Origin of the sequence: Labrenzia sp. THAF82, assembly GCF_009363435.1 — a bacterium.
Lineage (GTDB): Bacteria > Pseudomonadota > Alphaproteobacteria > Rhizobiales > Stappiaceae > Roseibium > Roseibium porphyridii.
Genome location: NZ_CP045354.1, coordinates 427,338 through 452,512 on the forward strand (window position 1 = coordinate 427,338; position 25,175 = coordinate 452,512).

Sequence of the window (25,175 nt, forward strand, 5' to 3'; positions counted from 1 at the left end):
GCGCAAGACTTGCCAAAAATAGCCGCAACCCGGCCTTTGAAGGCATGTACTTAACGATCGGATTTTCAGGATGGTAGTCGAGATTAAGAAAGTCGGCGTGATCGGCTCAGGTCAGATGGGCAGCGGCATAGCGCATGTCTGCTCACTTGCAGGCTTTGACGTCGGTTTGAGCGACATTTCCATGGAGCGGATCGAGTCCGGACTGGCGTCGATCAACGGCAATCTGGCGCGTCAGGTTTCCAAGTCCCTGATTACCGAAGAAGAGCGCAACGCCGCACTCAACCGGATCAAGGCGGTAGAAGACCTCGATCTTCTTGCTGATGCGGATTTGGTGATCGAATCTGCGGTTGAAAACGAGCAGATCAAACGGAAAATCTTTTCCCAGCTCTGCCCGATCCTGAAACCAGAAGCCATTCTGGCAACCAATACATCGTCTATTTCCATTACCCGTCTTGCGGCAACGACAGATCGCCCGGAGCGCTTTATCGGGATTCATTTCATGAATCCGGTTCCACTGATGGAGTTGGTGGAGCTGGTTCGCGGTATCGCTACCGAAGACGAGACCTTTGAAGCGTCAAAAGCCTTTTGTGTTCGACTGGGCAAACAGATTGCGGTCGCCGAGGATTTTCCTGCCTTCATGGTCAACCGCATTTTGCTGCCGATGATCAACGAAGCGATCTACACACTCTATGAAGGTGTCGGATCGGTCGAATCGATCGACAAGGCCATGCGCCTGGGCGCCAATCACCCGATGGGACCGTTGCAGTTGGCGGATTTCATTGGCCTCGACACCTGTCTCTCCATTATGCAGGTGCTTTATGAAGGCCTCGCCGACACCAAATACCGGCCTTGTCCGCTCTTGGTGAAATATGTCGAGGCGGGTTGGCTGGGCCGTAAGACCCAGCGCGGTTTTTATGACTACCGCGGCGAGATACCTGTACCGACCCGCTAAGCGGCTCAGATGAACCTTGCCCGTTATTGCCTGACCAATGCAGAGCCGGCGCCGGACAAGACGGCGCTGGAAATTGTGGGTGCCGGCGGCGGCCTCGAGGAGGCGTGGACATATGGAAAGCTCACTTCAAGTGTGCTTTCCGTGGCTGCCGGGTTGAAAAACACCGGTTTGAAAGCTGGAGACCGGGTCCTGCTTCGAATTGGGCACTCGGTCGATTTTCCGTTGGTTTTCTTCGGAGCAATCGCAGGCGGTTTTGTTCCGGTTCCAACCTCGGCACAGCTCACGGCCCGTGAAACGTCTTCCATTTTGTCCGATAGCGGTGCGCGCCTTTTGGTGCACGACGGCAAGACTGAAATCCCGGACAATGTCGCGGTTCTTTCGCTTGGGCCTCAAGGAATTGACTTTCTGAAACAATATGCGCCGGGAACATTTGCGGAAACGGCTGCCGACGATCCGGCATTTCTGATCTACACATCAGGAACGAGTGGGATGCCGAAAGGCGTGCTGCATGCTCAAAGAGCCGCTTTTGCTCGGCGGCCAATGTATCAGGGTTGGTACGGAATATCGTCTTCGGACAGGCTTTTGCATGCCGGTGCCTTCAATTGGACCTATACGCTGGGCGCAGGATTGATGGATCCTTGGGCAAACGGGGCGACCAGTATTGTTTACGATGGCCCACGTGATCCGGATATTTGGCCCGGCGTTATCGAAGGCAGCGACGCATCATTGTTTGCTGCGGTGCCAAGTCTTTATCGGCGCATACTGAAATACGGCAAAATCACAAGTGACTCGTTTCCCAGTCTGCGGCATGGGCTAACGGCCGGAGAGGCACTGCCACCAAGTCTCTATAAGGACTGGAAAGTCAGCACTGGACGCGAGCTTTATGAAGCTCTCGGGATGAGCGAGATTTCGACCTATCTCTCAAACGGACCGACGGTGCCGGTTAGACCCGGCTCGCCGGGTAAGCCTCAAGAAGGGCGCAAAGTGTCGATCCTGAGCGAGGCATCGAACGCGTCGCTCTTTGCCGAAACGAATGAACCGGGCTTGCTCGCAATTCATTCTTCAGAACCAGGTTTGATGCTTGGTTACTGGAAAGCGTCCGAAGAAACCGAAGCTGCATTCCGCGGCGAATGGTTCCTGACAGGTGATAGGGCTCGCAGGGACGAAGACGGTTATTTCTGGTACGAGGGCCGAGCAGACGACTTGATGAATGCGTTCGGCTACAGAGTCGCGCCGGAGGAAGTCGAGCGGGTCCTGGCAACTGACCCTCAGGTCTCGGAAGTCGCTGTAACGGCTGTGTCTGTCCGGGATGGCGTCAGCTTGATCACGGCCTTTGTTGTGCCGCGTGATGCTGACACTTTTGATTTGGAGCGCCTTGCTTCGCGTGCAACCAAGGATCTTGCAGACTACAAGCAGCCCAAGTCTTATCGGCTCGTTGAACAACTGCCGCGTACGGCGTCCGGGAAGATACGCCGGCAAGCCCTGATCAGCATGAAACCGTCCAGTTCCTAAATCTTGAGTGTTTTAAGTAAGGCTTTGTTAACGCTTGTTTAAGGGCGGTTTGCTAGTGTGCTCGTCGATCTAGGAGTGAATGATGGACAGCGTTGGTATCGCCAGCACATTTGTTGCTCAAAGTCAGGCACAGACATCTCAGGCGCTACAGTCGGAGATGCTGAAAATGTCGGTGCAGCAGGATGCCAATCTGGTTGCCTTGCTGCAAGAAGGTGCCGAGAATCTGCAATCAGCTCAGGCGGCACCCGCACCTGGACTTGGAAGCCAGGTCGACGTCACGGTCTGATCGATACCCGTACTGTTCGGGCAATTCCCTAAAGTTACTGTATACAGCCATCCTGTCGACCGGGTGAAACAGGCTCGCGTGCTCTGATCTGTCGGGCAGATCTGGGTGCTCTCGCCAGATACTGCATCTTAAAACATTCATTGATTCATTTGCTTGCACGAACATAGCTACAATTTTATGTAATATTTATGCTTACCTTGAGTAATAAAATAAGCAGTAATGTAGATTAATCTCTCTGTTTACACTCGAATTCATGTCCTCCTGTAATACTTTACTGGTGAAATCGTATCCAGAAGTTGGGAAAACGATGCCTGAAGCAGTAGGATATGGACAAAACCAGGCCTTCCAGCCTTCTCTGGCCACTCCGCGCGCCGACAAGGTCGCTGAGCAGGTTAAAGCTATGAACGCGCGCCAATCGGAAGCCGTTGCCGAAACGGTTCAAAGACAGGCCAAGTTCAGTTCAAATCGGACAGAGAATCTGAGCCGACAGGCCGAACAGTTGGAAAAGCGTGCGGAAACACGCAAGCCGGAAGATGGTCTCGGCAACCGGGTCGACATTTTCGTCTAATGCCGACACCACGCCAGAGGAGCAAATATTATGGCGAGTGTAACAGACAGTTCTTCAGCTGCGGTCAATGCAGCCTCCGTGAGAGCAGAGCTGGCCACAAATGCGATCCGGGATCAAAATGATCAGGAACGGCAGGTGGCCGCACGGCTTGAAGAAGCGCAGGTCACAAATGAAGCAGAGCGCCGTGAGGCCCGGAAGATTCCAGGCCTCGGCAACGCTGTCGACATTTCAGTTTAATCAGACCTGACCGGCAAGCACCGTCTCAGGTGCCTTGCCGCACCATCGTACTCTCGATAAGTGACTTGGCCTCGCCGGATGCCCATTCGGCGGGGCCATACATTGTTCCGATTTCACAACCTTCAGGCCCGACAAGAATTGTCGTTGGTAATCCGGTGGCGCGGGCCACTTTGCGAAGATCCTGCAGCAGGGCGTTTGAACTGTCCTGATAAAACCCAAGATGGCCAACGCCGATCTCTTCCAGAAACGCTTTTGGTTTGTCGGGGCCTCCGCGATCCAGACTCACCGCCACGACTTCAAAGTTATCGCTGCCAAGGTCTGCCTGAAGTTCGTCCAGTGCCGGCATTTCCTTTCTGCACGGCGCGCACCAGGTCGCCCAAAGATTAAGAAGCACTGTTCTGTCTTTGAAATCGGCGAGGCTGACAGGCTGGTTGTCCGGCCCCATGAAGGTGAGCTGTTTCAACTCCAGGGGCTGGCTGGCAGGAATGAAAGCGGCAACTTCTCCCTTGGCGTGGGGCTTGGCGGCCTTGGCTGCTTCTAGAGCAACCGAACAGCTTTGAGCACTCGCGATATTGCCATTCGGTCCGGCGATCACGTATAGAGCCGCTACAGCGGCCACAGCACCAGCAAGCCCGGCTAGGACGAGACCTCGCCGTGAGTTTTTTGCAGGTTCGGTTGGCTTCGACATTCGTTCACACCTCGCAAGGGGCGCCTCTTAAAGGACAGGACATGAGCAATCGCATGTGGGGAGGCCGGTTCGCTGAAGGACCGGACGCCATCATGGAGGAGATTAACGCCTCCATCGACTACGACCGGAAGCTATATAAGCAAGACATCGACGGCTCGAAAGCCCATGTGCGCATGCTCGCAGATAAAGAGATCGTGACGCAGGACGATGCCGACAAGATCGTTCAAGGTCTAGACACAATCCTGTCAGAAATCGAAAGTGGCAAATTCAAGTTTTCCAGGGCGCTTGAAGACATTCATATGAATATCGAAGCCCGCCTTGCCGAACTGATCGGTCCAGCAGCTGGACGCTTGCATACGGCACGCTCCAGAAATGATCAGGTCGCGACGGATTTTCGCCTCTGGGTTCGGGACACGCTCGACACACTTGACGCGCAGCTGAGCGAATTGATGCAGGTTCTTTCGCAAAAGGCGGAAGTTCACGCTGCTGACGTCATGCCGGGCTTTACGCATCTCCAATCGGCACAACCTGTTACTTTCGGTCACCATATGCTTGCCTATGTGGAGATGTTCGCCAGAGATCGGGGCCGCGTGCGCGATGCCCGAAAACGCATGAACGAAAGCCCGCTGGGTGCTGCCGCGCTCGCGGGCACGTCCTTCCCGATCGATCGCAAGATGACGGCAGATGTACTTGGCTTTGACCGGCCTGCAGCCAATTCGCTGGATGCCGTTTCAGACCGTGATTTCGTGATCGAAGCTCTCGCTGCAGCGTCTTTGACCGCGATGCATCTTTCGCGTCTCGCTGAAGAGATTGTTATCTGGTGCTCCGCGCAATTCGGTTTCGTCAAGCTTTCGGACAAGTTCTCGACCGGCTCGTCGATCATGCCACAGAAGAAAAACCCGGATGCCGCCGAACTCGTGCGCGCAAAGACCGGACGGATCTATGGTGCCCTTCAGTCTCTCCTGGTGATGATGAAGGGTTTGCCGCTCACCTATTCCAAGGACATGCAGGAAGATAAAGAGCAGGCATTCGACGGCCTTGCCAGTGTATCGCTGGCCTTGGCGGCGATGACCGGCATGGTTCGGGATTTGGAGCCGGTGACCAAAGTCATGAAAAAGGCCGCCGGATCGGGATACTCAACCGCAACAGATCTCGCCGACTGGCTTGTGAGGGTGCTCGGATTGCCGTTCCGTGATGCTCATCATGTGACCGGGCGGATCGTTGCCATGGCGGTTGAAAAGAACGTCGAACTGCACAAAGTCTCGCTCGAAGAGATGCAAACTGTCGAGCCGAAGATCACCGATGAAATCTTTTCTGTGCTTTCGGTCGACAAGTCGGTGCGCAGTCGCACCAGCTATGGCGGAACGTCACCGGTAAATGTGCGCAAACAGGCTCGGCGGTGGCTCAAGGACCTCGCCAAGAGCTGACTTCTCGCACCAATTGGCCGATATCTTCGCATGACGGTTCAGTGCGGCCTTGCCGAATTCTGTCTGTCATGCGAGGAGAAGGACCGAATGCGAATTCCGGAAAGGGCAATTTTGTGATGACAACCCGGTTTGGAACTCTGGCGCTGATTGGCCTTTGCCTGAGCTTGACCCTGGCCGGGTGCGGCCGAAAGGGCTCACTTGATGAACCAGGGGCTGCCACACAGCAAACGTATGCCGGTGTTGATCCAGCTGATGCGCCGGCGCCGCCACCGACCGAGCCCCCAGCAAGCGACAAGACCTTTCCCTTGGATTTCCTCATTCGGTAGGATTTGCCGAACAGGAACAACGGCCAGTCCGCCGTAACGCTAATTCCGATCGTCCTGACTGCAGTATGCAGCCTCGAACAAGGCAGGATGATCGATCCTTATGAGGGCATCCCTTGCACCACTTTGATTATAAAGATGGCGAACTCTACGCCGAAGACGTTTCGATCAGCGAGATCGCAAACGCCGTCGGAACGCCCTTCTACTGTTATTCGACCGCGACGCTTACCCGGCACTACCAGGTCTTCTCCTCCGCCTTTGACGATATTCCGTCTTTGGTGTGCTACGCCATGAAGGCAAACTCCAATCAAGCAGTACTGGCAACGCTTGCCGAGCTTGGCGCGGGTATGGATGTTGTGTCTGAAGGCGAATTGCGACGCGCACGCGCAGCCGGTGTGCCGGCCCAAAAGATCGTGTTTTCCGGGGTTGGAAAAACCGAGGCTGAACAAGCCTATGCGCTGGAAGAAGACATTCTTTGTTTCAATGTCGAATCTGAACCTGAGCTGCGTCAATTGTCGCGTGTTGCACAAGCTATGGGCAAGACTGCGCGCGTTTCGATACGCATCAATCCCGACGTGGACGCAAAAACTCACGCCAAAATCGCGACCGGCAAGGCAGAAAACAAGTTTGGCATTCCCTGGCAGCGTGCCCGTGAAGTGTATGCTGAGGCAGCACGGTTGCCGGGCATCCAAGTGACCGGCATCGACATGCATATCGGGTCCCAGATTACTGAGCTGGAACCATTCGACAATGCATTTGCAAGACTTGGGGACCTGATTTCGGATCTGCGCTCTGAAGGCCACAAGATTGATCATGTCGATCTTGGTGGAGGGTTGGGGATTCCCTATGTCACCGACAATAATCCGCCGCCACATCCGGACGCCTATGCCGAGGTGGTGAAGAAGCACGTCCGCGAGCTTGATTGCACTGTGATGTTTGAGCCCGGGCGCATGATTGCCGGCAATGCCGGGGTCATGGTCACCAGTGTCATTTACGTGAAAGAGGGTGCCGACAAGACCTTTGTGATCGTCGACGGAGCCATGAACGATCTCATTCGTCCAACCCTTTATGAGGCCCATCATGAGGTTCGACCGGTGAAGCAGGACGCCGGCGACGGGCAGCGAATCATGGCCGACATTGTTGGTCCTGTTTGCGAAACCGGCGATTTTCTGGCGCAAAACCGCGAAATGGCGGAAGTGAAGGCTGGGGATATGTTGGTGATGTATTCAGCGGGCGCATATGGCGCTGTGCAATCAAGCACCTATAACTCGCGCCTTCTTATCCCGGAAGTCCTCGTAAATGCTGACCAATTTGCCGTCGTAAGGCCACGGACCAGCTTTGAGGAACTGATCGGACTCGACCGAATGCCCGACTGGCTCAAGGGTTCGTGACTTAATCTGCAGAGAATTAGTTGATCCAACAGGTTGCCGGACGGCCTCCAATGCCTCACCTTATTAGGGTGTGGGCAGATCCTGCGTGCTGAAATTTCACATGGAACAGCACTTGGCGGGATATGAACCGGAGGTGCCATTGAGCCCGAACGATAGCAATCAGCAGTCTGATCGGCCAGTCTATCCGGAACCTTATGGCTGGCGGAACGTCATCCGAGCACGCTTGAACCGTCTTGTCGGACAGAGCCGATGGGCACTTTTCGTCGAGCGGCTGTGGCGCGCGATGCTGCCGGTCTTTGTCGTTGTCGGGATCTTTGTCGGCCTTTCCTGGCTGGGGCTGTGGATGCTGCTGCCGGCCTGGGTGTCACCTCTGGGTCTTGTCGGATTTGCAGCCCTTGTAATCTGGTCTGCGCGAGATCTTGTGAACGTTCGCTGGCCTTCTCGCGAGGATGCCCTGCATCGGGTTGAAAATGCGTCGGGGGTAGACCACCGGCCGCTAACAACGCTTGAGGACGATCTTTCGGTTGGTGTGGCAAATGCCGAAAGCCAGGCCATATGGGCCCTTCATCAGCGCCGAACCGCAGAGCGGCTGGCCGCGATCAAATCAAAAGCGCCTGATCCGCAGGCTTTCAGGCGCGATCCCTGGGCGGTGCGTGTTCTTGCTGCCAGTCTGGTCCTGATTGGTTTTGTGGCGGCGCAAGGCGATCATACCGGTCGTCTGGTTTCCGCTTTCCAGAACCCGTTCACAAGCGTTGAGCCTCCAAGCCGCCTGGATGCCTGGGTTACGCCGCCGTTATATACCAGCGAACCTCCGATCTATCTCACTGGCGAAAGTGCGCAGTTGCGCGATCCCTCTGCCCCGGTTTCCGTTCCCGAGGGCTCGGTGCTGGTGGTCAGGACGCAAGGCGCTCGTGAACTGGTGATGACGTTTGCCGGTGCAGATGATGTTGAACCAACCACGATCGAGCCCGAGGCACTGTCTGAGACAGAGGATCCCGAACTGCAGAAACTGCTGCCGGTCGAGCGCAAGATCACGCTGGAAACAACAGGTGTTGTTGAACTCAGATCCGGTGACGAGCCGTTCCTGAACTTTGTCTTTGCCGTGCGTCCGGATGATGCGCCTGAAATTCGTCTGACAGACGATCCCGAGGAACAGCTTAGCGGCGCACTGAAATTTTCTTATCTGGTCAATGACGACTACGGCGTCGTTGCCGCGGAAGCACGCATTTCGCCGCTGCCGAACCCGGATCACGGGGGCCGTGTGCCGCGTCCCCTTGTCGAAGCGCCTCAATTTCCGCTTTCATTGCCACCGCGGGCTGGTACCGCGAAGACCGCGGAAACCATTCGGGACCTGACGTCTCACCCCTGGGCCGGTTCCGAGGTTGATCTGACATTGTTGGCGCGTGATCAGGCTGGACAGGAAGGCCTGTCGCCGGCTTATCGCATCACTCTGCCGCAACGCCGTTTCGGCAAACCACTCGCCAGAGCGATCGTGGAGCAGCGCCGGAACCTGGCACTTGATGCACAAAACCATGATCAGGTGATCATTGCCTTCGACGCATTGATGCTTGCGCCGCAATTGTTCGACTTCAAGGCGCGAAACTACCTTGGTATGCGCTTTGCCTATGGCGAATTGCTTCAGGCAAATTCCGATGAGGAATTGAAAGCGTTGTTGCCGCTTCTCTGGGATCTGGCACTGTCAATCGAAGATGGCGACCTGTCGGCGGCGGAACGCAAACTGCGGGACGCGCAAGAGGCATTACGCAAGGCGCTGGAAGAAGGGGCGAGCGATGAAGAAATCGCCAAGCTGACGCAGCAATTGCGCGAAGCCCTGAATGAATACATGCAGGCGCTTGCTGAGCAAATGCGGCAGAACCCGCAGGCCATGCAGCCTTTCGATGGCAATCAGCAAACGCTCAGCCAACAAGATTTGTCCGAGATGCTGAACCGGATCGAAGAGCTGGCGCGCACAGGGTCGCGCGACGCTGCCCGCGAATTGTTGGCTCAGATGCAGCAGATGCTGGAAAACCTGCAGGCAGGGCGCCCTCAGATGATGCCCAACAACATGTCCAGCGAAATGATGGAGATGCTCAATCAGCTTGGCGAAATGATCCAGCGTCAACAGCAGCTGATGGATGAAACGCATCAGTTCAATCAAGACCAGCAGAACCAGCGTCGCGGCGAGCAGCAGCAGGGCCAACAAGGCCAGCAAGGACAGGGCCAGCAGCAGCAAATGACCCGCGAGCAGCTTGAACAGATGCTGGAACAACTGCAACAGGATCAGGGAAACCTGGCTCAGCAGCTGGAACAGCTGATGGAACAGTTGCAGCAAAACGGCATGGGCCAGAGCCAGGAGCTTGGCGAGGCGGGCGAATCCATGGGTGATGCCCAACAGTCGCTTGGCGAAGGCGAGGGGCAACAAGCACTCGGACAGCAGGGGAACGCGCTTGATGCTCTCAGGCGTGGTGCTCAGGGCCTGACAGAGCAAATGATGGGGCAAGGCGAAGGTGCCGGATCCCCGAATGGACCCTCGCCCATGGACGAAGATCCGCTCGGCAGACCTCGCCGGACCGAAGGACCCGACTTCAACAACCGAGTACAGATCCCGGATGAGATCGACGTTCAAAGGGCGCGGCGCATTCTGGAAGAGCTTCGCCGGCGGTTCTCAGATCCATCCCGTCCGCAGCTGGAGCTGGACTATCTGGAACGGCTGTTGAAGAGATATTGATCTTCCCGCATGCGGCTTACAATTAAGAAACCCCCGTTCTTTGAGCGGGGGTTTTGCGTTTCAGATCCGATCTGCTTACTGGGACAATGCCCGGCTTTAGGCGTAGCGGCGGGTGTCCTGTGGCATATCGCCTGCAATGGCATCGCGAACGGCCTTGCGGATGTCGGCAAGTGAAAATGGCTTGGTGATGATGTCGTGAACAAGGCTATCCAAACCATTTGCCCGTTCGCGCTGATCGGCAAAGCCTGTCATCAGCAGGATTGGCATGTCCGGATAGTCGCGCGCTGTGTGCAGCGCGAGCGCGATGCCATCCATGACAGGCATCTTGATGTCGGATAGCAAAAGGTCGTACTTGCCGTCTTCACGGGTGAGAATTTCAATCGCTTCGCCACCGTCTTCAGCGGCTTCGACAGTGTGCCCGTCCAATTCGAGCGCGCGTTTCACAAAGCTGCGAACCGCTTCGTCGTCTTCCGTAAGAAGAATGCGAGCCATGCTCACTCTCCTGTTTTGCCGTCTGCAGCAGCCTCCCCGGGTGCAGCAACGTATCCAATATAAGGCAACTGCCGCCAGGCGTGGCCCATATCCATACCATATCCGACGACAAACTTATCAGGACAGGCAAAACCGACATAGTCGGCAGATATGGCAGCTTTACGGCGCTCGGGTTTGTCGAGCAAAGCTACGATCTTCACAGAGCGTGCACCGCGGTTCTTCAAACGCTCGCGAGCGAAGGCCAAGGTGCGGCCGGATTCCAGAATATCATCCACCAGAACTATATCGCGGTCGTTAACGTCACTTTCAACATCGCGCAAAATCCGGATGTTTTCCGAGCCTTCGGTTCCCGCGCCATAAGACGAGAGATGAATGAACTCCATCTCCGGCTCCAATCCGGCGCGGTGCATGGCCCGGACGAGGTCGGCGGCAAAAATGAAGCTTCCCTTCAGCACGGCTACAACGAGCAGTTTTTCCGGTTTTCCTTCAGCTATTTCCTCCGCAAGCGCGGCAACTCTGGTGGAAATGGCATCTTCGTCAAACAACGTATGAATATTGGCGGTCATGGTCACTCAAGCACTATCTGGCGTTTGCCGCGATCAACAAACCGGATCTGAATATCCGATGCGCCCTCCGGCGGATCGGCTAATATCGTCCTAAAGCGGGTTTCGTCCAGCCCATTTAATGCGCGAGTGCGTGGTTCAACCGTCCAAGCATAAACTTCTTGAAGGTCCGGACTGCGAATGGAGAGCCGTACAGCCGGAACGCTGTTAGTCTCATTCTCCAGATTGCGGATTGACCCCTCAACAACGAGAACACGCTTGCCGTCTTCAACTTCGGTAAAGGTTCTGAGGTTGCGGAATTCAAGTCCGCGCAAATTGACGTCAAATCCGATAACCTGAAACAGGCTTGCCAGATCCGGCGATTGCTTGACGATGTTGTCCCGCATCAGGACGAAGACGGCACAGATCGCAATTGCGGCCGCAAAGAGTGAAACCCCGCCAATGCGCCGGAAATTCAGGCGGGCAAACAGGTTGAACAGCGCACCCAGGTGATTGCGGCGAAACTTGTCGGGGTTAACGATGATCTTCGGTCGCTTCGCGGAGCTTTCGATATCCGCGCTCGCTGAAGGATCTTCGCCGCCGCTGTCCTCGTTCAGGTCTGCGGCAAATCGTTCCTCATCGGATCCAATATTGGGTTCGGAGACAGGTTCGGAAAAACTCTCCGTCTCTTCTTCGTCTTCGATGTCGGGTTCAGACAGGTCTTCCGGTTCGCTGTTGTCTTCGGCCTTAGCCTCAGCGTCTTCCTCAGCGTCCTTTGCCCAGTCGGCTTCGTCCTTGTCTTCGGTCGGACCCTTGTTGACGCTGACACCCGTCGTGCCTGTCGTGCCGTTGGCGGCCTCGAAGTCGACGTTGCCTTCTTCTTCTTCCTCCGGTTTGGCGAACCAGCGGTTTCCGCATTTGGCACATTTGACACTTCGGCCGTCAGCGCCGAGCGCCTCTGACTTTATTTCATAGGACGTACTGCAGTCCGGACATTTGATCTTCATGCGCGAAGACCTTTCGTCATGGCTTGCTTGCGCGTTTCGTTTACGTAACCGACAAAGTCGGAATCCGGCACGAAATATGGGACAAGGGCCAGCAAATCCGATGACGGGCTTTCAGTTATCTAATGGACCTTTATATGATTAATGGAACGTTAACGGCCAGGCATTAGAGCGGGTTTGGAACAGTTACGTTGAATTGTTGGTGGATAGCCACATGTAGAGGGCTCCCTGAGGCCGGGTACGGCATGGTGAGATTGGTGGCCACAGGGTAGATTCAGCGCACTGCTTGAGCCCTCGATAGGAGTCAACTGAGTGATCCGGTTCGAAAATGTCGGACTAAGATATGGCATGGGACCTGAAATCCTGCAGGATCTGACGTTTCAGATCGAGCCGCAGTCGTTTCAGTTTCTCACAGGGCCGTCCGGCGCCGGCAAGACAAGCTTGATCAGGCTTCTCTTCATGTCCTTGCGCCCCACCCGAGGCCTGATAAAGGTTTTCGATCGGGACTTGAGCGTGATTGACAAGCAGGAACTGCCGCGACTTCGACGCAAGATCGGGGTTGTGTTTCAGGACTTTCGGCTGCTGGACCATCTGACGACCTATGAAAACGTGGCCTTGCCGCTGCGGGTGATCGGCAAGGACGAAAGCGAATACCGCTCGGACGTCATCGATCTCTTGAAATGGGTCGGGCTTGGCGAGCGGATGCATGCCTTGCCACCGGTCCTGTCAGGTGGAGAAAAACAGCGTGCGGCGATTGCACGTGCCCTGATCACCCGGCCCGAGGTCTTGTTGGCTGACGAACCGACGGGCAACGTTGACCCGCCGCTTGCGCGCCGGTTGTTGCGCCTGTTCATCGAATTAAACAAACTGGGCACATCTGTCATCATCGCGACTCACGATATCGCATTGCTGGAACAGGTGGATGCCCGACGCATGGTGCTTGCCGACGGGCGCCTTTCAATCTTCGATTAGGCGGCAGAATGGCCCAGTCCGACGACACCGACAATCAGCAAAGCGTCGACGCCGAGGTTAAGCCGGCCCGTAAGAAAGCGCGTCCCAAAAGATCAAAGCGCATCAAGCGCAAAGTTGCGCCTAAGCCGAAAAAGACTGAACAGACCGAAGATTCCAAGTTGAGGCCGGCTGCGGCCATCGTACCACCGCAATCCGTTGCAGGCCGGGCGCTCACGCTTGTGGTGGCAATCATGAGTTTCCTGGCATGTCTGACGGTTGGTGCGGTTTCCATTGTCTGGGATGCGGCCGACGCCTGGCAGAACGATCTGGTTCGCGAGATCACGATCCAGATCCGACCGACCGAAGGCGTCGATATGCTGCGAGAGATCGACAAGGCCGTCGCTCTTGCGCAGGAGTTTCCGGGAATCGGTTCGGTTCGCGCCATGTCTGACGACGAAACCAAAGCGTTGCTCGAACCCTGGCTAGGCGAAGGTCTGCAACTGGACGGGCTGCCGGTGCCTCGGCTAATCCAGATAACCGTGGCTGATCCCGACCAGCTCAATCTCGAGCAGCTGTCTTCCACCGTTTCTCAAAATGTCGTAGGCGCAAGTCTCGACGATCATTCGGTCTGGACGTCTCGCCTGTCTGCCATGGCGGGTGCCGTGGTGGCCGGAGGATTTGCAATCATGATCCTCGTTCTCGGATCCATGGTGCTCAGTGTGGTCTTCGCCACGCAATCAGCCATGGCTGGTAACAAGGACGTTGTGTCAGTGCTCCATTTTGTTGGCGCAGAAGACAGTTTCATCGCGCGTGAATTTCAGCGCCACTTTCTGATGCTGGGCCTCAAGGGCGGCATATCGGGTGGCGTGGCCGCTATCCTGAGCTTCCTGCTGCTCGATATGCTGACACGGCAGGGGTCGGGCCAGGCAAGTTCCGATCAACTCTCGGCATTGGTCGGCTCCGTATCTGTCAGCTTGCCGGGATATTTCGGTGTTTTCGGCGTGGTATTCCTGGTCGCGATCCTCACTGCATTGACATCCGGTCTTGCGGTGAAAGCCCATCTTGCAAAAGTGGATTGATTTTTCGGAGCAAATGCCGCGAAATTGGCCGAATCACTTATCATAGTCCCGCCATGTCACATGCCAACACAGTCATAGAGCCTGGTCTGGAAGACGGTGTCCCCATCGTCTCGGATTCGCATGTGAACGTGTCATCGGACGAATCGAGACCTGCCTCAAGAAGTTTGAAGCCCGTGCAGACCGGCGCAAAGCCAAGGCGTAAGAAGCGTTTCGGCCTGCGATTTGCGCTGGTTGCCGTTCTTACCGCGTTTATCGGCGCGGCACTCGGACAGTTTCTGGTTTTTGCCCATCAAGTAACCGGTGCGAAAGTTCCCGGCAGCGCCAATGCCGATGCAATCGTGGTGCTTACGGGTGGTCAGGCCCGGGTCAATGAGGCCATACGTCTTCTGGAAGAAGGGCGGGCAAGCAGGCTGCTGATATCTGGCGTTCATCCGGGGACAACGCGTGAGCAGCTTGCTGCGGTGACGGCTTCGGACATGCCCCTTGAAAAAAACAGCGTCGATCTTGACCGGGTTGCCCTAAATACCGCTGGCAACGCTGCAGAAACGGCCAACTGGGTCCGAAAGAACGGGTTTTCTTCCTTGCTGGTTGTGACCAGCGCTTATCACTTGCCGCGAGCCGAGGTTGAACTCTCCGGTGCACTGCCCAAGGTGGATCTGATTGCCTATCCGGTGTTCTCAAAAGACCTGAACCTGAATGACTGGTACAGGGAACCGGCAACGATCCGGCTTCTCATGCGCGAATATGTGAAGTATATCCTCGCCCGACTGCGGATTACCGTGAGGGGTGTGAGCTGAAGCTGATCAGCTCATAGCCGGAGCGGCTCCCGCCCAATCCAGCATTTACGGGTTCCATGGTTTTACTGCGCTCCAGCCTTTTTCAGGTTCTGTTCTATTCGGTCACTTTCGTTCTGATGATCCTGTTTTCGCCCGTGATGCTGCTGCCACGCAAATGGGGCTGGTGGGTCGTGCCGGTCTGGGCCAAGGTTCTATTGCTGCTGATGCGCATCACTGTTGGCCTGAAAGTTGAGGTGCGCGGCCGCGAAAACCTGCCGGATGGCGGGTTCATTGCCGCCATGAAACACCAGTCGGCCTGGGAGACAGTGTCACTGATACCGCTGTTTTCCAGCCCAACCTTTATTCTGAAACGTGAGTTGCGCTGGATTCCGATCTTCGGCTGGTACACGGCCAAATTCAAACAAATCCCGATCAACCGGGGAAAACGTTCCGAAGCGCTCGCGGCAATGATGGAAGCGGCCAAGGAAGCCATCGCAGAGAAGCGCCAGATCCTGATCTTTCCGGAAGGCACACGTCGACCGGCAGGGGCTGAGCCTAAATACAAGTACGGCATTGCGCATCTCTATAAGGACTTGCGATGTCCTGTCGTGCCGATTGCCCACAACGCCGGACTGTACTGGCCGCGCTCTTCCTGGAAGGTTTATCCAGGCACCGTTGTCGTTGACATCCTTCCGCCGATCCAGCCCGGCCTGCCGGCAGACGTCTTTCACGAACGCATGGTTCGAGAAATCGAGACCGCAAGCAATCGCCTTATTGACGAAGCGAGGCGGGGTCCAAGGCCTTCTCCGGTGCTGGAAACCATTGCGACATCCCCAAACTGATGTTCTGACGAGCTCAGGCTTCGGCATTCTCACGAAGCCGCGAGGGCGTCACGAGACTTGTTCTTCCTGGAGTTTTTCCACGCTAAGGGTTTGTTTTTGGCGATTCAGTAAAAGCTTCAGTTATATTTGACGTATTTAAGTAACGCGTTGCACACGGCGCTGTGAATTATGTATTCTTAAGTAAACACGTCATCACATGACGGTTATCCGTGTTCTTTTCTCGAAATCAATCCCCACATGAGGTTTGCAGCGTTCAAGAGGCGCAAGCAAGATGCAGTATCGAAGTTTCGGGGCGGCATCAAATCTTAAACGAGTAAACAAACACGGAGCTTTAAAATGCGTACTATCAAGAAAACACTGTCAACTGTTGTTGCAGCTACTTTCGTTTCCGGTGCTCTCATCGGCGGTGCATTTGCACAATTCCCGGATCAGTCCGTTGGCGACCTGAATGGCAATAACCCTGTTTCTATCCAGCAGATGCGGATTGCGAACGAAAAAGCACTGCGTTCTTCCGGCAAACTGAGCACCAAGAGCTTCGTCAACCGCGCTGCAGTCGCAGACTTCCCGGATCAGACAGTTGGTGATTCAAACGGCAACACTCCGGTTCCGGTTCGTGCACAGGCAACGCGCAAGACCGACAGCAACCTTCTGATCCTGCCTTTCATCGGCGACTGGAACGGTAGCGGCAAAGACGGTTTCCCGCGTCAGTAATCTTCGACCCCAAAAAACCTCCCGACTAAAAAGAAAGGGCCGCGCTCCGAGCGTGGCCTTTCTTTTTTGTTTTGAGGAAGAAAATATGCGGATGGATGCTGCTTTACTTAAGTAAACAGGTAAACACAGCAGCGTGAACTCGTATATTTAAGTAAACACCAGTTCACATAGAGGTTATTTCGGTTTTTTTCTCAAAATCAGTTCCTACATCGGGTGTGCAGCGTTGATAAGACGCAAACAGATGCAGTATCGAAGTTTCGGGGCGGCATCATTTCTTAACTGAGTAAATACATACGGAGCTTTAAAATGCGTACTTCCAAGAAAATCCTGTCGACTGTTGTTGCAGCTACTTTCGTTTCCGGTGCCCTCATCGGCGGCGCTTTCGCACAGTTTCCTGATCAGACTGTCGGTGATCTGAACGGTAACAACCCTGTTTCCATCCAGCAAATGCAGATCGCTAACGCCAAAGCACTTCGCGATGCCGGCAAACTGAACACCAAAAGCTACGTCAACCGCGCTGCAGTTGCAGACTTCCCGGATCAGACAGTTGGTGATTCCAACGGCAACACTCCGGTTCCGGTTCGCGTTCAGGCAACTCGCGCCAGCGACAGCAACCTGACGATCCTGCCTTTCATCGGCGACTGGAACGGCACTGCCAAAAAAGGTTTCCCTCATCAGTAAGTCTTTTCAAGAGCATCCGCTCTTGAGAAAAGAAAGGGCCGCGCAATTTGCGCGGCCTTTCTTCGTTGGAGCCAAGCCCTGGGTTTGCAGCTCCTTCTTCAGGGATTCCTAGAGTCTTTAAGCTGGCCGGCCAACCAGGCGAGAGCCGTGTCGGCGATGCCCATTTCTTCCAGATGTGCGGCTGTGTTGATGACATATTCCGGGTTCTTGCCGGACTTCCCGACGGCGCCTTCGACGATCTCGAGTTGTTTTTCAGGCGGAAGTGCACCGGCGTATTGCGGATGACCGTGGTCGACCATGTAGACCAGTGCCTTGACCTTCTCGCCACTGCCCAGTTCCACGTGGTGCCAGTGTTCCTTGTAGACCATCGTGGTTTGTTCGCGTGCACGGAGATATTCAAGCGTTTGAGGCCAGATATCTTCTGAGACCTGGTAGGCAAGTCCTCTGCAAGCGCCGCCATTGTCGAGGCCGAAGACCAGGCCCGGTCTTTCCTGAGTGCCGCGATGAACCCAGGAATAGACGCAAAGCGCGCGATGAGCCCCTCGCAAGAGCGCTTGTTCAGCGCGCAGGTGATCAAATCCGGGGTTCCACATCAAGGACCCGTAGCCAAAGACCCAAAAATCGCTCATATCACCCTGTCTTCTAATTGCGCAGGTGCGGAGATAACAATCTGTGGCCGCCGATTCAATGCTGCTGACCTGCAGCGAATTACAGGAAGGTAAGGGAACACGTGTCCAGCAAAGAGAAGCTGCCCTCAAAACCAACCAAACGGCGGTACATTATCCTGATGTCCGTCCTCGCGATTGTCGTACTTGGTTGGTCTGCAGTCTGGTTTATCGGCAGATCATTGCTTCACGAGCAGCTCAATTCCCAGATGAACACCATGGCGGCGCAGGGGCTGGAGGTATCTTGTGCCGATCTGGCGATCAATGGATTTCCCTTTCGCTATGAAGTCTCTTGCAGGCAAATGATATCTGCGGACCGTTCGGGCGCCGCCGCAAAACTCGGCGGCCTCCAAGCCGTCGCCCTGATTTACAACCCGACACACATTATTTTTGAGGCCGGAGCACCGGCCGTAATGGATATTCCGCTTTCAGGCATGTCCGGTGACATGACTTGGAAAACCGCCCGGGCCAGCATGAAGTTTGGGTCCGGCGCACTCGGCAAACTCGATGCGGTGGTTGAAAAACCCGAAGCTGTTTTGAACAACCCGGTCTCTACAGGCAGTTTCGCCGCAGAAAAGGCGGAGTTGCATGTGCGGCAGTCGGATGGAGAAGCCGATTTTTTCGAGGGGTTCCTGTCTGTCGATGCCCTTCAGTTGCGGTCATTGCCCAACCTGCAGGATGCTGTCGATTTACGGGCGCATCTGCAAATTCCTGGTGGTGCGGCTCTGTTGGCAGGTGCGAGTCTCCCCTGGCTGGTGCAGTCAAACGGGGGCGAATTGCCGATAAAGCTTGTCGTGTTCGATGCAAATCTGGGTGAAAGCCGGGTTAAGGCGGGCGGCGATTTCGTCGTCAACGGGGACGGCACATTGTCCGGAACACTGGATCTGTCGCTTGGAAATGCCGAGGCTCTTATCGGAGCATTCAAACCGCTTGCGCCCGCGGGAGATCGGACACTGGCACTGATGGAGCAGGTGGTGAAAAGCCTGGATCCTTTGGCCAGCGAGGTCGATGGCGTCAAGACGGTGCCATTGAAGGTCAATATCGATCGCGGGATCGCCCGGATCGGACTTCTCCCGCTGCCGCCGATGCCGCCATTGTTCCAGGCCGGTTTCTGATCCGTCAGGTCGGCCTGCGATCAGTCACCTGCAACACGATCGATCGGGATCAGATAGCTTTTGCGATGGTCCGGTTCGGCCAGCTTTTCATAAAGCGCAACAGCCGGTGTGTTCTTGCCCGGCACGATCCAGCGCAAATGTAGCCAACCGCGGCTCTTTCCTTCCGAGACGAGAGTTTCAATCATGCGGCGGCCGACACCCTTGTTGCGGTGATCCGGATGAACATAAATGTCGTCCATCTGACCAATGCGCAATCCGGTGATCAGTTCCGGGAGATCGAAAAATACGGCAAAGCCGATCAGCATGTCACCTTCGAACGCACCGATCGCTTCCGCGGTCTTATCAGCAAGAATACGTTCGGCGTAGTATTCATCCGGGCGCCGCGGCGCGCCACGTCTCAGTGCCTGAGCATTTTCAGCAATGAGTGGCGCAAGCTGATGGGCATCATTCAGCCCAAGGGCTCTGATTTCCAGTGTTGTCATGAAGTCCCCGAAAGTGACAGGTCAGTGAATTGAGCCACAACATGTCCTGAAACGGGTATCGGGATCAAGAACCTTGTCAATTTGCGGTGCGGCTCTTTCGCCGACTTGAATTTCATGTCATCACCGCGGCTTCGATTTGGCATGGACAGGATAGATGACCGAAAGCGGACGCCTGAAAGCAACGCTCATTGGATTGAGCGCGGTCCTGATGTGGGCGACGCTGGGTCTGTTTGGCGCAGGGTCAGGCAATGTGCCTCCTTTTTTGCTCAATGCGCTTTGTTTTGGCATTTCCGGATCGCTGGCTTTTGTCTGGCTTGCGGTGTCAGGCAAGTTGGGCCAGCTGCGCCAGCCGCTGAAAGTCTGGGCCTTTGGGACTGTCGGGCTGTTCGGCTTTCACTTCTTTTATTTTACAGCCATTCGCAATGCACCGCCGGTGGAAGCCAACCTCATAAATTACACTTGGCCCTTGCTGATCGTGGTGTTTTCGGCCTTCCTGCCCGGGGAGCATCTACGCTTTCATCATGTTGTCGGTACCCTCCTGGGTCTTGCGGGGGCTGTTCTCCTGATTACAGGCGGAGAAGGACTGAATTTTTCGGGCGGGTCGGCACTTGGATATGGCGCGGCGGTTGCTTCGTCCCTTTTCTGGTCAAGTTATTCCGTCTTGTCGCGGCGGCTGGGAAAGGTGCCAACGGAAGCCGTTGCCGGGTTCTGCCTGATGACGGCGCTGCTCTCGGCCCTTTGTCATGTCGCTCTGGAGGATACCGTCTGGCCAGAAGGCTCTCTTGAATGGGCGTCAGTGGCAGCGCTGGCACTCTTCCCGGTCGGTCTGGCGTTTTTCACCTGGGATGTCGGCGTCAAGCGCGGCGATATTCAGGTGCTGGGCGCTGCTGCCTACTCCGCACCATTACTTTCGACGCTTCTCCTGATTGCTTTTGGCTTTGGGGCTCTGACGCTCTCGGTCGCGATCGCCTGTGTCGCGATCACACTCGGCGCAGTGATCGCGGCAAAGGACATGCTGTTCAAAAAACGCAACGGCAAAGCCACATGATTTTTCCGGACCGGTCTTCCCCCTTCGGCTGATTTCAATTGAGAAATCGATCCTCTAGATTAACTGGAATTCCGTTTCCTGTTGAATGTTGAGATCACTCTATGTCTGCACCGTTCCGTCCCCGTCGCTCCGCACTCTATATGCCGGGTTCAAACGCCAGAGCGCTTGAAAAGGCGAAGTCGCTTGACGTCGACTGCCTTCTTCTTGATCTGGAAGATGCCGTGGCACCGGACGCAAAGGATCTGGCGCGATCTCAGATCGTAGAGGCTGTTTCAGCTGGCGGTTATGGGTCCAGGGAGGTTGTCGTCCGGATCAACGGTATTGATACCCCCTGGGGCGAAGCGGACCTTGAGGCAGCGGTCGGGGCAAATCCGGATGCGGTGCTCGTGCCAAAGGTGAACAGTCCTGCCGATCTTCAAAGGGTTGCGCACAAGATCTCAGCACTTGGCGGTTCGCCTGACTTGAAGCTATGGGCGATGATGGAAACCCCGGAGGCCATGTTGAATGCAGGTGCCATCGGCGCCTGTGGCAAGGATACTCAGGTTCGGTTGTCCTGCTTTGTCATGGGAACCAACGATCTTGCAAAGGAAACGCGTGCCCGCCTCTCACCGGGGCGGGCTGCCATGATGCCCTGGCTGATGACCTGCGTTGCGGCCGCCCGTGCCGGCGGTATCGATATTCTGGATGGCGTTTTCAATGCGTTTCAGGATGAAGACGGATTTGCCGAAGAGTGTGCTCAAGGGGCCGACATGGGGATGGACGGCAAAACGCTTATCCATCCCAAGCAGATCGTTTCCTGCCACAAGGCCTTCAGCCCGACTGAAGACGAGATTGCCTGGGCTCGAAAGATCAACGCGGAGTTCGAGAAGCCGGAAAACTCCGACAAGGGGGCAATTCAGGTCGACGGCAAGATGGTTGAGCGCCTCCACGCGGAAATGGGCAAAAGGGTGATCGCCATCGCCGATAGCATCGCGGCCCGTGGTTGACAGTGGCGTAAGCCGTTACAAGCAATAGATAGAGCCCCAGTTGTACTCCCTGGAGGTGGTGTAAGATCGAAAACGTTCGATTTTGTGCCACCGAACCGGTGTATTCGGGAGTGCTTGGAATTTCGACTTTATCTGCCGATTGATTGCGAGCAGAACGTTGTTCGCATTGCCTAATTCTTAAGCGGCGATTGCAAAATAATTTCGCACGTTTTGACTTTTAGCAAGGCAGTCACCCCGCTCTTTCTTTACCGTGAACCTCAAGCTGAATAGGCAACCGGCTGAAAACCGGTGTTTTCAGTGTGTTTGAGGCACAGTCAGTGCAGCTTGAGCAATCAGGATCACCAAGAACGAAATGAGGCCTTTGAGGATCAGAAAACCCACCGATTCCTGAAGGATAGGCAATTTGACGACTCCCTCTCCCAGCCGAAGAAACTTTTTAAGGGGACGGTTCCACGCGGTAGACGCAAATGTCATGCGGCCACCCGGATCGGTTTCCGAGTTCGCCAAGCTATGTACAGAGTGCGGCGATTGCGTTTCGGCCTGTCCGGAGAAGATCATTCGAGTCGGCGAAGACCGCCTTCCAGTCGTTGATTTTGCTTTGGGCGCGTGCACGTTTTGCGATAGTTGTGCCGAAGCCTGCACGTCGGGCGCGCTGGTCGCCGGGCAGGTTGAAAGCTGGATCTGGCGCGCCGAAATTCAAGATAATTGCTTTTCTTTGCAAGGCGTTATGTGCCGCACCTGCGAAGATGTCTGTGAGCCGAGAGCCGTTCGATTCAAGCTTGCGGTTGGTGGCAAGGCCGAGCCGGTCATTGATCTTGATCAATGCACCGGGTGCGGCGAATGCGCACACTCTTGCCCGGCACAAGCTGTCCAATTCAAGAGAGCTCAAGATTTGAGCGCGAGGGAGAAAACATGAATATCTGCGGCTGCCTGGTCCACGTGACCACGGGAGCGGTTGAGGCCGCTCGCGCCGGCATCGAGGCGATGCCCGGAACGGAAGTTCATGCTGCCAGCGAAGATGGCCGCCTCGTTGTCGTTGTTGAAGACACCGAAACCACCATTGCTTCCGACCAAATCATGGCCATGCACCAAATTCCCGGCGTGATGTCCGTCACGCTCAACTACCACCACTTCGAGGACCTGTCGCAGCCGGATGCTTGCGCCACTCCCTAATGCCGGAGACCTGATATGACTATCTCGGAATCCCGCCGCACGTTCCTGAAAGCGACTGCAGCGGCAAGCACTGCCGCCGCCGCAGGCATTCCGCTGACCGCTGGATCTGTCGTGGCGCAGCCCCGTTCCCCGGATATCCGCTGGGACAAGGCCGCTTGCCGATTCTGTGGCACCGGATGTTCTGTTCTGGTGGGCACAAAGGAAGGCCGGGTTGTTGCGACTCAGGGCGACCCGGATGCACCCGTAAACCGCGGGCTCAATTGCATCAAGGGCTACTTCCTGTCGAAGATCATGTACGGCAAGGATCGCCTGACAACCCCGCTCCTGCGCATGAAGAACGGCGCTTTTGACAAGAATGGCGACTTCGAGCCGGTGAGCTGGGACCAAGCCTTCGACGTCATGGCCGAAAAATGGAAAGAGGCGCTGGCCAAAAAGGGGCCGACCTCCGTCGGTATGTTCGGATCCGGTCAGTGGACTGTCTGGGAAGGCTATGCCGCCGCCAAATTCATGAAAGCGGGCCTTAGGTCCAACAATATCGACCCAAATGCCCGTCACTGCATGGCGTCCGCGGTGGTGGGATTCATCCGTGCCTTCGGCATCGACGAGCCGATGGGCTGCTATGACGACCTGGAGCACGCCGACACGTTCGTGCTTTGGGGATCGAACATGGCGGAGATGCACCCGATCTTGTGGTCGCGTCTGACGGATACGCGCCTGACCAAGCCGGATTGCGAAGTCCATGTCCTGTCAACATTCGAGCATCGCTCATTCGAACTGGCCGACAACGGCATGGTGTTCGCGCCGCAGACGGATCTGGCGATCCTGAACTACATCGCCAACTACATTATTCAGAACGATGCGGTGAACTGGGACTTCGTCAACGCTCACGTCAACATCAAGAAGACCGATACGGATATCGGATATGGTTTGCGTGACAGCAATCCGCTTCAACAGGAAGCCGCCAATCCCAATTCCGGCAAGCTTTCAGACATGAGTTTCGATGAGTATGCGGCATCCGTTGCCGAATATACCGTCGACAAAGTGTCCGAGTTGTCCGGGGTTCCGGCCGAGCAGCTGGAGCGCATGGCCCAGCAATATGCCGATCCGAACCGGAAGGTTATGTCTCTCTGGACAATGGGCTTCAATCAGCACACCAGAGGATCCTGGGTCAACGGCCTGATGTACAACGTCCATCTTCTGACGGGCAAGATTTCAGAACCGGGCAATTCACCCTTCTCGCTGACCGGTCAGCCTTCGGCCTGCGGCACGGCACGTGAGGTCGGCACCTTTGCACACCGACTGCCTGCCGACATGGTTGTGGCCAATGACAAGCACCGTGAAATCTGTGAGACCGCTTGGAACATTCCTGCCGGAACCATTCCGGCGAAGCCCGGTTTCCACGCAGTTCTGCAGCATCGTAAGCTGAAGGACGGTGATCTCAACGCCTATTGGGTCCAGTGCACCAACAACATGCAGGCGGCGCCCAACATGAATGAGGAAGGGCTCCCGGGATACCGGAACCCCGACAACTTCATTGTCGTCTCAGACCCCTATCCGACCGTCACGGCCCTGGCTGCCGACCTGATCCTGCCCACGGCCATGTGGGTGGAAAAGGAAGGAGCTTATGGCAACGCCGAGCGCCGCACACAGTTCTGGCGTCAGCAGGTCAGCCCTCCGGGCGATGCCAAGTCGGATGTCTGGCAGATCATTGAGTTCTCCAAGCGTTTCACGGTTGAGGAAGCCTGGGGTGAGGAACTGGTTGCCAAGAAACCCGAACTGGCTGGCAAGACACTTTACGAAGTGCTTTTTGCCAACGGCGTGGTGAACAAGTTCCCATTGTCCGAAACGGCCGAAGGTTTCGAAAACGACGAATCCAAGGATTTCGGGTTTTACGTCCAGAAAGGCCTGTTTGAAGAATATGCCGAATTCGGCCGCGGTCATGCGCACGATCTGGCACCGTTCGACGTCTATCACCAGGCACGTGGCCTGCGGTGGCCGGTTGTTGACGGCAAGGAGACGCTTTACCGCTTCCGCGAGGGGTATGACCCCTACGTTGCGGAAGGCAAAGGTGTCGAGTTCTACGGCAAGCCTGACGGCAGAGCGAATATCATCTTCGCGCCTTATGAAGCCGCAGCTGAAAGCCCGGACGAAGAATTCGATCTCTGGCTCTGCACCGGTCGCGTGCTCGAACACTGGCATTCAGGGTCGATGACCCGCCGGGTGCCGGAACTTCACAGGGCTTATCCATCAGCGGTCGTCTACATGCATCCCGATGATGCGCGTGCACGTGATCTGCGTCGCGGTCAGGAAATCCTGATCTCCACACGTCGGGGCGAGATGCTCAGCCGAGTGGAAACGCGCGGCCGGAACAAGCCGCCGAAAGGCCTGGTGTTTGTGCCCTGGTTCGACGAGGGACAGCTCATCAACAAGCTGACGCTCGACGCAACCTGCCCACTGTCCAAGGAAACCGACTTCAAGAAGTGCGCTTGTAAAGTCGAGCGCGCCTGATTGAAGCC

The 25,175-nt window shown here is 55.8% G+C and carries 27 protein-coding genes; 21 read left to right on the top strand and 6 right to left on the bottom strand.

Going from position 1 to position 25,175, the window contains the following annotated elements; translation table 11 throughout:
• Positions 1-70 precede the first annotated feature (70 nt).
• The 5 genes from FIV00_RS02050 to FIV00_RS02070 all read left to right on the top strand — a co-directional run bounded on the left by FIV00_RS02050 (position 71) and on the right by FIV00_RS02070 (position 3,555).
• Positions 71-952: a 3-hydroxybutyryl-CoA dehydrogenase gene (locus FIV00_RS02050; protein ID WP_152499258.1), complete on the top strand. Its 882-nt coding sequence runs from the start codon at positions 71-73 to the stop codon at positions 950-952.
• A gap of 9 nt (positions 953-961) precedes the next feature.
• On the top strand, positions 962-2,464 hold the full coding sequence (locus tag FIV00_RS02055) for an acyl-CoA synthetase (RefSeq protein WP_152499259.1): 1,503 nt from the start codon (positions 962-964) through the stop codon (positions 2,462-2,464).
• 79 nt (positions 2,465-2,543) lie between these two features.
• The gene (locus tag FIV00_RS02060) at positions 2,544-2,750 is read left to right on the top strand and encodes a putative motility protein (protein WP_152499260.1); all 207 of its coding nucleotides are present in this window, start codon (positions 2,544-2,546) and stop codon (positions 2,748-2,750) included.
• Positions 2,751-3,057: 307 nt separating this feature from the next.
• Complete coding sequence (locus FIV00_RS02065; protein WP_152499261.1) at positions 3,058-3,318, top strand: hypothetical protein; 261 nt, start codon at positions 3,058-3,060, stop codon at positions 3,316-3,318.
• A gap of 30 nt (positions 3,319-3,348) precedes the next feature.
• Positions 3,349-3,555, top strand: coding sequence for a hypothetical protein (locus FIV00_RS02070; RefSeq protein WP_152499262.1), 207 nt, complete (start codon positions 3,349-3,351; stop codon positions 3,553-3,555).
• A 25-nt stretch (positions 3,556-3,580) separates the two neighbouring features.
• Here FIV00_RS02070 and FIV00_RS02075 read toward each other — a convergent pair whose 3' ends face one another.
• Positions 3,581-4,243: a TlpA disulfide reductase family protein gene (locus FIV00_RS02075; RefSeq protein ID WP_152499263.1), complete on the bottom strand. Its 663-nt coding sequence runs from the start codon at positions 4,241-4,243 to the stop codon at positions 3,581-3,583.
• A 41-nt stretch (positions 4,244-4,284) separates the two neighbouring features.
• On the opposite strand from FIV00_RS02075, the gene argH reads away from it, so the two are divergent.
• From argH to FIV00_RS02095, 4 genes are all read left to right on the top strand, one after another.
• Complete coding sequence (gene argH / locus FIV00_RS02080; RefSeq protein WP_152499264.1) at positions 4,285-5,670, top strand: argininosuccinate lyase; 1,386 nt, start codon at positions 4,285-4,287, stop codon at positions 5,668-5,670.
• A 116-nt stretch (positions 5,671-5,786) separates the two neighbouring features.
• Positions 5,787-5,996 carry a lipoprotein gene (locus tag FIV00_RS02085; RefSeq protein ID WP_152499265.1) on the top strand — a complete coding sequence of 70 codons (210 nt, stop codon included), beginning with the start codon at positions 5,787-5,789 and terminating at the stop codon, positions 5,994-5,996.
• A gap of 113 nt (positions 5,997-6,109) precedes the next feature.
• On the top strand, positions 6,110-7,384 hold the full coding sequence (gene lysA / locus FIV00_RS02090; protein WP_152499266.1) for a diaminopimelate decarboxylase: 1,275 nt from the start codon (positions 6,110-6,112) through the stop codon (positions 7,382-7,384).
• A gap of 100 nt (positions 7,385-7,484) precedes the next feature.
• Positions 7,485-10,112, top strand: coding sequence for a TIGR02302 family protein (locus FIV00_RS02095; protein ID WP_152499267.1), 2,628 nt, complete (start codon positions 7,485-7,487; stop codon positions 10,110-10,112).
• Positions 10,113-10,208: 96 nt separating this feature from the next.
• On the opposite strand, the gene FIV00_RS02100 is transcribed toward FIV00_RS02095, so the two are convergent.
• The 3 genes from FIV00_RS02100 to FIV00_RS02110 are packed head-to-tail and all read right to left on the bottom strand — an operon-like array spanning position 10,209 to position 12,153.
• Positions 10,209-10,604 (bottom strand): response regulator, encoded by a 396-nt coding sequence (locus FIV00_RS02100; RefSeq protein ID WP_152499268.1) that lies wholly within the window; start codon positions 10,602-10,604, stop codon positions 10,209-10,211.
• Between the two features lie 2 nt (positions 10,605-10,606).
• Positions 10,607-11,170, bottom strand: coding sequence for a hypoxanthine phosphoribosyltransferase (gene hpt, locus FIV00_RS02105; protein WP_152499269.1), 564 nt, complete (start codon positions 11,168-11,170; stop codon positions 10,607-10,609).
• Positions 11,171-11,172: 2 nt separating this feature from the next.
• Entirely contained in the window at positions 11,173-12,153 is a 981-nt protein-coding gene (locus tag FIV00_RS02110) for an MJ0042-type zinc finger domain-containing protein (protein ID WP_152499270.1), read from the bottom strand.
• 309 nt (positions 12,154-12,462) lie between these two features.
• Between FIV00_RS02110 and ftsE the strand changes: the two genes are divergently transcribed.
• The 6 genes from ftsE to FIV00_RS02140 all read left to right on the top strand — a co-directional run bounded on the left by ftsE (position 12,463) and on the right by FIV00_RS02140 (position 17,190).
• The gene (gene ftsE / locus FIV00_RS02115; RefSeq protein ID WP_152499271.1) at positions 12,463-13,122 is read left to right on the top strand and encodes a cell division ATP-binding protein FtsE; all 660 of its coding nucleotides are present in this window, start codon (positions 12,463-12,465) and stop codon (positions 13,120-13,122) included.
• An 8-nt stretch (positions 13,123-13,130) separates the two neighbouring features.
• Positions 13,131-14,180 carry an ABC transporter permease gene (locus tag FIV00_RS02120; protein ID WP_152499272.1) on the top strand — a complete coding sequence of 350 codons (1,050 nt, stop codon included), beginning with the start codon at positions 13,131-13,133 and terminating at the stop codon, positions 14,178-14,180.
• 53 nt (positions 14,181-14,233) lie between these two features.
• Complete coding sequence (locus FIV00_RS02125; protein ID WP_152499273.1) at positions 14,234-14,977, top strand: YdcF family protein; 744 nt, start codon at positions 14,234-14,236, stop codon at positions 14,975-14,977.
• 56 nt (positions 14,978-15,033) lie between these two features.
• A complete protein-coding gene (locus FIV00_RS02130; RefSeq protein ID WP_152499274.1) occupies positions 15,034-15,798 on the top strand; it encodes a 1-acyl-sn-glycerol-3-phosphate acyltransferase in 765 nt (254 codons plus the stop codon).
• Between the two features lie 336 nt (positions 15,799-16,134).
• Complete coding sequence (locus FIV00_RS02135; protein ID WP_152499275.1) at positions 16,135-16,509, top strand: hypothetical protein; 375 nt, start codon at positions 16,135-16,137, stop codon at positions 16,507-16,509.
• A gap of 306 nt (positions 16,510-16,815) precedes the next feature.
• Entirely contained in the window at positions 16,816-17,190 is a 375-nt protein-coding gene (locus tag FIV00_RS02140; protein ID WP_152499276.1) for a hypothetical protein, read from the top strand.
• A 98-nt stretch (positions 17,191-17,288) separates the two neighbouring features.
• Here the strand turns inward: FIV00_RS02140 and FIV00_RS02145 are convergent, their stop codons facing one another.
• A complete protein-coding gene (locus FIV00_RS02145; protein ID WP_152499277.1) occupies positions 17,289-17,819 on the bottom strand; it encodes a gamma-glutamylcyclotransferase in 531 nt (176 codons plus the stop codon).
• Between the two features lie 101 nt (positions 17,820-17,920).
• Here FIV00_RS02145 and FIV00_RS02150 point away from each other — a divergent pair, with 101 nt between their 5' ends.
• Positions 17,921-18,970, top strand: coding sequence for a DUF2125 domain-containing protein (locus FIV00_RS02150; RefSeq protein WP_152499278.1), 1,050 nt, complete (start codon positions 17,921-17,923; stop codon positions 18,968-18,970).
• Positions 18,971-18,990: 20 nt separating this feature from the next.
• On the opposite strand, the gene FIV00_RS02155 is transcribed toward FIV00_RS02150, so the two are convergent.
• Positions 18,991-19,452 carry a GNAT family N-acetyltransferase gene (locus FIV00_RS02155; protein WP_152499279.1) on the bottom strand — a complete coding sequence of 154 codons (462 nt, stop codon included), beginning with the start codon at positions 19,450-19,452 and terminating at the stop codon, positions 18,991-18,993.
• Positions 19,453-19,606: 154 nt separating this feature from the next.
• On the opposite strand from FIV00_RS02155, the gene FIV00_RS02160 reads away from it, so the two are divergent.
• From FIV00_RS02160 to napA, 5 genes are all read left to right on the top strand, one after another.
• A complete protein-coding gene (locus FIV00_RS02160; protein ID WP_152499280.1) occupies positions 19,607-20,500 on the top strand; it encodes a DMT family transporter in 894 nt (297 codons plus the stop codon).
• 101 nt (positions 20,501-20,601) lie between these two features.
• Positions 20,602-21,486 carry a CoA ester lyase gene (locus FIV00_RS02165; RefSeq protein ID WP_152499281.1) on the top strand — a complete coding sequence of 295 codons (885 nt, stop codon included), beginning with the start codon at positions 20,602-20,604 and terminating at the stop codon, positions 21,484-21,486.
• 472 nt (positions 21,487-21,958) lie between these two features.
• Complete coding sequence (locus FIV00_RS30500) at positions 21,959-22,402, top strand: ferredoxin-type protein NapF (protein WP_371419562.1); 444 nt, start codon at positions 21,959-21,961, stop codon at positions 22,400-22,402.
• Positions 22,399-22,659, top strand: coding sequence for a chaperone NapD (locus tag FIV00_RS02175; RefSeq protein ID WP_152499283.1), 261 nt, complete (start codon positions 22,399-22,401; stop codon positions 22,657-22,659). Before FIV00_RS30500 ends, FIV00_RS02175 begins: the two co-directional genes overlap by 4 nt.
• Before the next feature lie 15 nt (positions 22,660-22,674).
• On the top strand, positions 22,675-25,167 hold the full coding sequence (napA, locus tag FIV00_RS02180) for a nitrate reductase catalytic subunit NapA (protein WP_152499284.1): 2,493 nt from the start codon (positions 22,675-22,677) through the stop codon (positions 25,165-25,167).
• The last annotated feature ends 8 nt before the right edge of the window (positions 25,168-25,175 follow it).